Genomic DNA, 9,440 nt, shown 5'->3' with positions numbered 1-9,440 from the left:
CCCTCGTCGCGCAGCTGGCGCATGATCACCATGAGCTCGTCCGTCTCCTGCGGGGTGAGCACAGCTGTCGGCTCGTCGAACACGAGCACGCGTGCGTTGCGGGAGAGCGCCTTGATGATCTCGACGCGCTGCTGCACGCCGACGGGGAGGTCCTCGACGCGGGCATCGGGATCGACGTCGAACCCGAACCGGTCGGCGATCTCGCGCACCCGCGCTCGCGCCTTCGCGAGGTCGAGTGTGCCGAGACCCTTGGTCTCTTCATGGCCGAGCATGACGTTCTCGGCGACCGTGAAGACGGGGATGAGCATGAAGTGCTGGTGCACCATGCCGATACCGGCGCGCATCGCGTCGCCGGGACCCCGGAAGTGCTGCACCTCGTCGTCGAGGAGGATCTCGCCCTCGTCGGCCTGGTACAGGCCGTACAGCACGTTCATGAGCGTGGACTTGCCGGCGCCGTTCTCCCCCAGGAGAGCGTGGATCTCGCCCGCCTCGACCGTGAGGTCGATGTGGTTGTTGGCGACGAGTGCTCCGAACCGCTTCGTGATGCCACGGAGTTCGAGCTTCATATGTGCACCTTATCGATCGAGGTGTCGTGGACAACGGACTGCGGCCGGGGGCGCTGACGCGTCCCCGGCCGCAGCTGGGTGATCAGATCACTTGGGCGAGCTGGGCGACGTCACCGTGAGGGTGCCGGCGATGATCTCGCTCTGGAGCTTCGCGAGCTCGTCGGTCAGACCGGCCGGGAGCTTGCTCGTGAAGTCGTGGAAGTCGGCGAGACCGACACCACCGTTGGCGAGCGTGCCCACGTACGGGGTCGGGTCGTACTTGCCCGCGGCCGCCGCGATCACCGTGTCGCGCACGGCGTTGTCGACGTGCTTGGTGATCGAGGTGAGCAGCACCGAGGCGACCGAGGGGTCGGCGACGGCGAGGTCGGAGTCGACACCGAGCATGACGGTGTTCTTGCCCGACTCCTTGATCGCCTGAGCGGCGCTCTGGTAGATCGGTCCGCCGACGGGGAGGATCACGTCGACACCCTGGTCGAGGATGCTCTTCGCGGTCTGCTTCGCGGTGTCGTTCGCCTCGAAGCCGCCGGTGAAGACGCCCTTCTGCGAGGCGACGTCCCAGCCGAACGTCTGGACGTTCGCGCCCTTGTCGGTGTTGTACTTCTGCACGCCGTCGATGAAGCCGTCCATGAAGATCGTCACCGGCGGGATCTGCATGCCGCCGAAGGTGCCGACCTTGTTCACGCCGTCCTGCGCCGACCACGCGGCGGCGGCGTAGCCCCCGAGGTAGCCCGCCTCGACCGTGTTGAACAGCAGCGGCTTGATGTTGGGGGCATCCGTCTTGCCGTCGTTGTTGAGGTCGGCGCTGTCGTCGACGATCGCGTACTGCAGGTTCGGGTTCGCGAGGGCGGACTTCACGGTGTCGGCGGCCAGGTTGAAGCCGACCGAGATGATCAGCGTGCAGTTCGCGGCGACGAGGCTCTCGAGGTTGGGCGCGTAGTCGTTCGCGGAGCTCGACTGCACCTCGACCGGGGTGACACCCAGGGTCGCGGCAGCCTCGTCGAGACCCTTCTTGGCGTACTCGTTGAACGACTTGTCGTTCCAGCCGCCCGCGTCGGAGACGATGCACGGCTTGAAGCCCGCGACAGCGGGAGCGGTGGTGGTGCTGGTGGCCGTCGGCGCGGATCCGCAGCCGGCGAGAGCCACGAGAAGCCCGGCGGCGGTGGCTGCGCCGGCGATCTTCTTGGTGGTTGAGATGGTCACTCGTTCCTCCATAATCGGTACCCCGCGGATGTCGCGGGGAGTCGGGACGAGTCGAAGTTACCTATCGCGTCGGGCGAATTGTTGTCCTGGCCAACACCTGGTACGGAATGGTTACAAACACTTAACAGAACGCCGCGAAATGCTCATGCGCGCCATCGGGCCGCGCTCGGACCGCTCGGTCAGAGCACGTCGCCCTGACCGCTGAGCTTGAGGGCGTCGACGATCCCCTTCACCTTCTGCGCGTGCTCGCTCGTGGTCACCAGCAGCGCGTCCTCGGTGTCGACGACCACGATGTCCTGCACGCCGATGACGCTGATGACCCGAGAGGTCTGCGAGACGACGATCCCGCTCGACGCGTCGGCGAGGATGCGGGCGTTCTCCCCCAGAATCGCGAGCTCGTTCTTGCGGCCGCTGCTGTTGAGCTTGGCGAGGCTGGCGAAATCGCCCACGTCGTCCCAGTCGAAATGGCCGGGCACGACGGCGAGTCGCCCCTTCGCGGCGGCGGGCTCGGCGACCACGTAGTCGATCGCGATCTTCTTCAGGCGCGGCCAGACGCGGTCGACGGCGGGGCCTCGACGATCACGGTCGTCCCACGCCTCCGCGAGCTCGATGAGTCCGGCGTGCAGCTCGGGCTCGTTCGCCTCGATCTCGGCGAGGAGCACGTCAGCCCGGGAGATGAACATGCCCGCGTTCCAGAGGTAGCCGCGATCGGCGAAGTAGCCGCGCGCGGTCTCCGCGTCGGGCTTCTCGACGAACGCGTCGACCAGTGCCGCCTCCGGAGCACCGGCGACGGTCAGCATCTGACCCTTGCGGATGTACCCGAAACCGACCGACGGCTCGGTCGGCTGGATGCCGATCGTGCACACGTATCCCTCGCGCGCGACGGCGACGGCCTGCTCCACGGCCCAGGTGAACACCGGGAGCACCTTGATGACGTGGTCGGCCGCGAACGATCCGATGATGACGTCGGGCTCCCGACGCACGAGGATGGCGGCGGCGAGCCCGATGGCGGCGGTCGAGTCGCGTGGTTCCGACTCGAGGATGACGTTGCGGTCGAGCACGCCGGGAAGCTCGGCCTCCACCGCCGCGCGATGCGCACGCCCGGTGACGACGGCGATGCGGTCGTGTCCGGCGAGCGGCTCGAGACGGTTCCAGGTGTCGCGGAGCAGGGTGTGCCCCGACCCGGTCAGGTCGTGGAGGAACTTGGGTGCGTCGGCACGCGACAGCGGCCAGAGACGTGATCCCACCCCTCCGGCGGGGATGACGGCGTAGAAGTCGGGGATCGGCTCGGTCATGGCCACAGAGTAGCGGTGTCGGATGACGCTCCCGTTTATCTCGATATCAAGACAGTTAGGTCTGCCTAACGCGAACCGATGCACATGCTCGGCATAGGATGAGACCCAGCGCCCGAGTGACGCCAGGGGGCTCTGCCTCCGGGGGCAACGTCTGCCCCGACCGTGTTCGAACAGGGAGGACCGTCGTGTCTGCACCAGCGCGTGTCACGCCGCAGATCTCGGAAACCACATCGAAAGTCCCGCGCGGAACGCTGTACCGCGGACACGAGGGCATGTGGTCGTGGGTACTGCACCGGATCACCGGCGTCTCGATCTTCTTCTTCCTGCTGGTGCACATCCTCGACACCGCGCTCATCCGGGTCTCCCCCGATGCGTACAACGCGGTGATCGGCACCTACAAGAACCAGGTCATGGGCGTCGGCGAGACGATCCTGGTCGCCGCGATCACCTACCACGCGTTCAACGGCCTGCGCATCATCCTGGTCGACGCCTGGTCGAAGGGCGCCAAGTACCAGCGTCAGCTGTGGTGGGTCGTGCTGGTGATCTGGCTGATCACGATGCTCGGCTTCGCGCCCATCCACCTCATGAACGTCTTCTCGGCGACGGGAGGGGGGCACTGATGACCGCCATCGCCGACCCGCGCGCCCCGCACACCGCGCCGCGCCGCACGGGCCTCAACCTCGAGAAGTGGGGCTGGATCTACATGCGCGTCTCGGGCGTGCTGCTGATCGTGCTCATCTTCGGCCACCTGTTCGTGAACCTCCTCACGGGCGAAGGCATCCACCAGATCGACTTCGCGTTCGTCGGCGGGAAGCTCTCCTCGCCGTTCTGGCAGTGGTGGGACGTGCTGATGCTGTGGCTGGCCCTCATCCACGGCGCCAACGGCATGCGCACAGTGACCAACGACTACGTCACCCACAACGGCGTGCGACGCACGCTCATCTGGGCGATCTGGCTCGTCGCGGCCTTCCTCATCCTCCTCGGCACGCTCGTCGTCTTCACATTCGACCCGTGCCCGGCCGGCGCCGCCGCCAACCTTCTCCCCGACTTCTGCAGCGCTTCCTGAGCCTCACCGATTGCGATCATGACGACTGACACCGCCTCCGACACCGCGCCCGTCCTGAAGGACGGGGTCTACTACCACCAGTTCGACATCGTCATCGTGGGCGCCGGTGGCGCCGGCATGCGCGCGGCGATCGAGGCCGGTCCGGGCGCCCGCACGGCGGTCATCTCGAAGCTCTACCCGACGCGCTCCCACACGGGTGCGGCGCAGGGCGGCATGGCGGCGGCGCTCGCCAACGTCGAAGAGGACTCGTGGGAGTGGCACACCTTCGACACTGTCAAGGGCGGCGACTACCTCGTCGACCAGGATGCGGCCGAGATCCTCGCGAAGGAGGCCATCGACGCCGTCATCGACCTCGAGAACATGGGCCTGCCGTTCAACCGCACGCCCGAGGGCAAGATCGATCAGCGCCGGTTCGGCGGCCACACCGCCGACCACGGCAAGACCCCCGTGCGCCGCGCCTGCTACGCGGCCGACCGCACGGGTCACATGATCCTGCAGACGCTGTTCCAGAACTGCGTGAAGCTCGGCATCAACTTCTTCAACGAGTTCTACGTGCTCGACCTCGTGACGGTGAAGGATGCGGACGGCTCGACGAAGGTCGCGGGCGTGGTCGCCTACGAGCTCGCCACGGGCGACCTGCACGTGTTCCAGTCGAAGGCCGTGATCTTCGCGACCGGCGGCTTCGGCAAGATCTTCAAGACCACCTCCAACGCCCACACCCTCACGGGCGACGGCGTCGGCATCATCTGGCGCAAGGGCCTGCCGCTGGAGGACATGGAGTTCTTCCAGTTCCACCCGACCGGCCTCGCCGGCCTCGGCATCCTCCTCACCGAGGGCGCTCGCGGCGAGGGCGCCATCCTGCGCAACGTGTCGGGTGAGCGCTTCATGGAGCGCTACGCCCCCACGATCAAGGACCTCGCGCCGCGCGACATCGTGAGCCGCTGCATGGTGCAGGAGGTCGCGGAGGGCCGCGGCGCCGGTCCTCACCGCGACTACGTGCTGCTGGACTGCACCCACCTCGGCGCCGAGGTGCTCGAGACGAAGCTCCCCGACATCACCGAGTTCGCCCGCACCTACCTGGGTGTCGACCCGGTGGTCGAGCCCGTTCCCGTGATGCCGACCGCGCACTACGCGATGGGCGGCATCCCGACGAACAACAACGCCGAGGTGCTCAGCGACAACACGACCGTCGTGCCGGGCCTCTACGCCGCCGGCGAGTGCGCGTGCGTGTCGGTGCACGGCTCGAACCGCCTCGGCACCAACTCGCTGCTCGACATCAACGTGTTCGGCAAGCGCGCCGGCCGCAATGCCGTCGAGTACGTCAAGACCGCCGATTTCGTCGCCCTCCCCGAGGACCCCGCGAAGGAGGTGCGCGAGCTCATCGAGGGCCTGCGCACGAACGAGGGCACCGAGCGCATCGCGGTGCTGCGCAAGACGCTGCAGGACGAGATGGACCGCAAGGCGCAGGTGTTCCGCACCGACGAGTCGCTCGGCGAGGTGCTGGAGGTCATCGAGGAGCTGCGCGAGCGCTTCAAGAACGTGCACGTCGACGACAAGGGCAAGCGGTACAACACCGACCTGCTCGAGGCCGTCGAGCTCGGATTCCTCCTCGACATCGCCGAGGTCGTCGTCGTCACCGCGAAGAACCGCAAGGAGAGCCGCGGCGGTCACATGCGCGACGACTTCCCGAAGCGCGACGACGAGAACTACATGCAGCACACGATGGCCTACCTCTCGGGCGACCCGCACTCGTCGAGCCCGGAGGACCACATCGCGCTCGGCTGGAAGCCGGTCGTCTTCACGAAGAACGAGGCCGGCGAGTTGCGTTATCCCCCGCTGGAGAGGAAGTACTGATGTCCACCGCTCTCGTCGATCCCGACGCCGTCGCGAACCTCGAAGAGGCGGACGACACCGGCATCCAGGCGTTCCTGGTCACCTTCATCGTGCGTCGATTCAATCCTGAGGTCGACGAAGAGCCGCGCTGGGTGGACTACGACGTCGAGGTCTACTCGACCGACCGCGTCCTCGACGCGCTGCACAAGATCAAGTGGGAGGTCGACGGCTCGCTGAGCTTCCGCCGCTCGTGCGCCCACGGCATCTGCGGTTCGGACGCGATGCGCATCAACGGCCGCAACCGCCTCGCCTGCAAGACCCTGATCAAGGACCTCGACATCTCGAAGCCGATCTACGTCGAGGCGATCAAGGGCCTGCCGCTGGAGAAGGACCTCATCGTCGACATGGAGCCGTTCTTCGCCTCCTACCGCGAGGTGCAGCCGTTCCTCATCTCCAACTCGCTCCCCGAGAAGGGCAAGGAGCGCGTGCAGTCGATCGTCGACCGCGAGCGCTTCGACGACACGACCAAGTGCATCCTGTGCGCCGCGTGCACCTCGTCGTGCCCGGTGTTCTGGACCGACGGCCAGTACTTCGGACCGGCGGCGATCGTCAACGCGCACCGCTTCATCTTCGACTCGCGCGACGACGCGGGCGACGTGCGTCTCGACATCCTCAACGACAAGGAGGGCGTGTGGCGCTGCCGCACGACCTTCAACTGCACCGAGGCGTGCCCCCGCGGCATCCAGGTGACGCAGGCGATCGCCGAGGTCAAGCAGGCGGTTCTGCGCGGCAAGCCGTGAGGTGATGGCGGTGCCGCTCGCTCCTTCCCCCGGCAGTGAGCGGATGCCGCGCGCCTCCCGCGTGGCGGTGACCGCCGCCTACGCGACGCAGGGTCTCGGCTACGCGGTGGTCGTCACGTCGTTGCCGACGTTGAAGAACCGGCAGCAGATCGACGACACGGTCGTGAATCTGATCATCCTGGGGGTGTGCGTCGCCGCCGCCGGCGGATCGGTGCTCGCCGGAGCCCTCGCGACACGGTTGGGCGCGCGCGTGGCGCTCTCGACGGGGTTCGTGCTGCAGGCGATAGCGCTTCCGGCGGCGGCGCTGCCCGTGCCGTTCCCGGTGTTCGTGGCGGCCTTCGTCGTCTACGGCGTGGGTCTCGGATGCGTCGACGCGGCGTCGGCGATGCAGGGCGTCGTGGTGCAGCGCGCGTACGGCCGATCCCTGCTCGGCGGGTTCTTCGCCGCGTACACGGCCGCCGCGATCGTCGGCGCCCTGCTGGTGTCGGCCTTCTCGCTGACCCCGACGACCGCTGGTGTCGCGCTCGTCGTGGCGGCGGCGATCGCGCTGCTCGTCGCCCTCGCGGGGCTGCGCTTCTTCGCCCGCGAGGCGGCGCCCGAGACCGCTGTCGCCGCGGAGCGCACCGCGCTCCCGCACCGCGCGATCTGGGCGCTCGGATTCATCATCCTGGCCGCGTTCACCGTCGACTCGGCGGTGAGCACCTGGAGCTCGATCCTCCTCACGGACAACCTCGGCACGACACTTGCGGTCGCCCCGCTCGGCTACGCGCTGTACCAGGTGGTGATCCTGGTGACCCGCCTCGTGACCGACCGCCTGCTCGGCACGCTCCCTCGCGCCACGGTGGCAGCCGCCGCGCTCATCGTGTCGGTTATCGGATGCCTCGTCGTCTCGCTCATCCCGGCGGGAGGTGCCGCGATCGCGGGCTTCGCCCTGGCCGGTGTGGCGGTCGGCGCCCTCGTGCCGATCACGTTCGGCGCGACCGGCGAGCTCGATCCCGCGCGCAGCGACGAGATCATCGCGCGGGTCAACCTCTTCAACTACGCCGGCGCGATCGCTGGCGCCGTGCTGGTCGGGTTCCTCGGCGACGTCTTCGGGCTGGCGCTCGGATTTCTGCTGCCCGCGGTGGCCCTCGCCGCCGTGCTGCCGGTGCTCCGACGACTGCGGCGGCCCGCGGCATCCGTCACCGCGGCTGACGCTGGCTAGTCTGGGTCCGTGACCACCGACCGGGGTCGGACCGACCCGGCCGACGAGGAGCGCGAGCTCGCCGAGCGTGTGCGCGCCCGCCTGCAGGACGCGCAGCGGGTCGTGCGGGAGCGTCTCGACGAGCCGATCGCCCAGGCGACGCGGGTCACACGGCGCACGCTCGGGTGGTTCCCCGTGCGGGTGTGGCGGCTCTTCCTGCAGCGCAACGGCCTGCTGCTCGCCGCCGGAATGAGCTATCAGTCGCTGTTCGCGATCTTCGCGGTGCTCTACCTCGCGTTCGCCGCCGTGGGTCTGTGGCTCGGCGGCTCTCCCCAGGCCGTGCAGGGTCTCATCGACCTCATCAACCGGTACATCCCCGGTCTCATCGGCGGCGAGTCGAGTCTGGTCAGCACCGACCAGGTGCAGGATGTCGCGAGCGGCGGGCGCGGCCTGCTGGGTGTGACCGGCGCCGTGGCCGCGATCGTCGTCATCTGGACCGCGATCGGTTTCGTGACCTACGCGCGCCGCGCGGTGCGCGACATCTTCGGCCTGCCCTACGACTCGAGGTCGTACGTGCTGCTGAAGGCACGCGACTTCCTCGCGGCGCTGGTGTTCGGCGTCGCGCTCCTGCTCGGCGCCGTGGTCGGTTCGTTCACGACCTGGGCGATCGATCTCGTGTGGTCGCTGCTCGGGCTGGACGGTGATTCGTTCTGGTCGAGCGTGAGCGTGCGCGGCGCGTCTCTGCTCGTCGCCTTCGTCATCAACTCGGCCGCCCTCGCGGCCCTCTACCGGTTCCTGATCGGCGCCGCGCTGCGATGGCGACGCATTCTGCCGGGGTCGCTCATGGGCGGCGCTGCGCTCGCGATCGTGCAGCTCGGCGCCGGGCTGCTGCTGCTCTACGCCCCGCGCAATCCGCTGCTCGCGACGTTCACGGCCTTCATCGGATTCCTGCTCCTGTTCCGGGTGGTCGGCGTGGTCATCCTCGTGGCCTCGGCGTGGATCGCTGTCGCCGCCGCCGACCGCCACGTCGCGATCGTGCCGACCTCCGACGCCGAGCGACGCGCGATCGAGCGTGAGGCTCGGCTGGTCGTCGCACGGGTCGACCTGCGGCGCGCACGCCAGGAGCAGACCGAGGCTCCCTGGTGGCGCAGTCGTGCCGCACGCCGCCGGGTCGCACAGGCCGAACTCGAGGTGGAGCAGCTCGAGGCCGAGGACGGCGAGGACGTCGGAGGCCGCCGCTAGGGTGGAGCCCGTGCCCCGCTCCGTCCGCATCGCCAGTGTCAACGTCAACGGCATCCGGGCGGCCGTGCGCAACGGCATGACCGGCTGGCTCGACGGTGCCGGCGTCGACATCCTCACGCTGCAAGAGGTGCGCGCCGAAACGACGCACATCACCGAGCTGCTGCCCGGGTGGCACATCGTGCATGACGAGTCGCTCAGCAAGGGGCGATCGGGGGTCGCGGTACTGTCCCGCATCCCTGCGGCCGCATCGCGCAT

9 protein-coding genes and 1 pseudogene are annotated in these 9,440 nt (G+C 68.4%); 7 read left to right on the top strand and 3 right to left on the bottom strand.

All coding sequences use genetic code 11. The features are described 5' to 3' along the window. The 3 genes from ASG00_RS17580 to ASG00_RS07125 form a co-directional block, all read right to left on the bottom strand. Positions 1 to 566, bottom strand: a 566-nt coding sequence (locus ASG00_RS17580) for an ATP-binding cassette domain-containing protein (protein WP_235559416.1), incomplete at its 3' end; no start/stop codon positions are given. Positions 567 to 653: 87 nt separating this feature from the next. After that, positions 654 to 1,766 (bottom strand): BMP family lipoprotein, encoded by a 1,113-nt coding sequence (locus tag ASG00_RS07130; RefSeq protein WP_056207933.1) that lies wholly within the window; start codon positions 1,764 to 1,766, stop codon positions 654 to 656. A 179-nt stretch (positions 1,767 to 1,945) separates the two neighbouring features. Beyond that, a complete protein-coding gene (locus tag ASG00_RS07125; RefSeq protein ID WP_056208014.1) occupies positions 1,946 to 3,061 on the bottom strand; it encodes a mannose-1-phosphate guanylyltransferase in 1,116 nt (371 codons plus the stop codon). 185 nt (positions 3,062 to 3,246) lie between these two features. Here ASG00_RS07125 and sdhC point away from each other — a divergent pair, with 185 nt between their 5' ends. From sdhC to ASG00_RS17575, 7 genes and pseudogenes are all read left to right on the top strand, one after another. Continuing rightward, a complete protein-coding gene (gene sdhC, locus ASG00_RS07120; RefSeq protein ID WP_235557364.1) occupies positions 3,247 to 3,681 on the top strand; it encodes a succinate dehydrogenase, cytochrome b556 subunit in 435 nt (144 codons plus the stop codon). Continuing rightward, complete coding sequence (gene sdhD, locus ASG00_RS07115; RefSeq protein WP_045248231.1) at positions 3,681 to 4,127, top strand: succinate dehydrogenase, hydrophobic membrane anchor protein; 447 nt, start codon at positions 3,681 to 3,683, stop codon at positions 4,125 to 4,127. Before sdhC ends, sdhD begins: the two co-directional genes overlap by 1 nt. A gap of 18 nt (positions 4,128 to 4,145) precedes the next feature. Continuing rightward, positions 4,146 to 5,981 (top strand): succinate dehydrogenase flavoprotein subunit, encoded by a 1,836-nt coding sequence (sdhA, locus tag ASG00_RS07110; protein ID WP_045248230.1) that lies wholly within the window; start codon positions 4,146 to 4,148, stop codon positions 5,979 to 5,981. Then, positions 5,981 to 6,760 carry a succinate dehydrogenase iron-sulfur subunit gene (locus tag ASG00_RS07105; RefSeq protein ID WP_056207928.1) on the top strand — a complete coding sequence of 260 codons (780 nt, stop codon included), beginning with the start codon at positions 5,981 to 5,983 and terminating at the stop codon, positions 6,758 to 6,760. The genes sdhA and ASG00_RS07105 overlap by 1 nt, the downstream gene beginning before the upstream one ends. 10 nt (positions 6,761 to 6,770) lie before the next feature. Further along, positions 6,771 to 7,964 (top strand): MFS transporter, encoded by a 1,194-nt coding sequence (locus tag ASG00_RS07100; RefSeq protein ID WP_235557363.1) that lies wholly within the window; start codon positions 6,771 to 6,773, stop codon positions 7,962 to 7,964. Positions 7,965 to 7,973: 9 nt separating this feature from the next. Further along, positions 7,974 to 9,185, top strand: a complete 1,212-nt coding sequence (locus ASG00_RS07095; protein ID WP_235557362.1) for a YihY/virulence factor BrkB family protein — start codon at positions 7,974 to 7,976, stop codon at positions 9,183 to 9,185. Positions 9,186 to 9,261: 76 nt separating this feature from the next. Continuing rightward, positions 9,262 to 9,440, top strand: a pseudogene (locus ASG00_RS17575) (endonuclease/exonuclease/phosphatase family protein); the annotation flags it as partial.

It is taken from the genome of Microbacterium sp. Leaf351 (genome assembly GCF_001423825.1).
Classification (GTDB): Bacteria; Actinomycetota; Actinomycetes; order Actinomycetales; family Microbacteriaceae; genus Microbacterium; species Microbacterium ginsengisoli.
This window is presented reverse-complemented; position numbering and strand designations above follow the sequence as displayed.

Excerpts from the sequence above, each read along its gene's own strand:
- ASG00_RS07125 (WP_056208014.1), bottom strand. The coding sequence starts at position 3,061 with ATGACCGAGCCGATCCCCGACTTCTACGCCGTCATCCCCGCCGGAGGG.
- sdhD (WP_045248231.1), top strand. The coding sequence starts at position 3,681 with ATGACCGCCATCGCCGACCCGCGCGCCCCGCACACCGCGCCGCGCCGC.
- sdhA (WP_045248230.1), top strand. The coding sequence starts at position 4,146 with ATGACGACTGACACCGCCTCCGACACCGCGCCCGTCCTGAAGGACGGG.
- ASG00_RS07105 (WP_056207928.1), top strand. The coding sequence starts at position 5,981 with ATGTCCACCGCTCTCGTCGATCCCGACGCCGTCGCGAACCTCGAAGAG.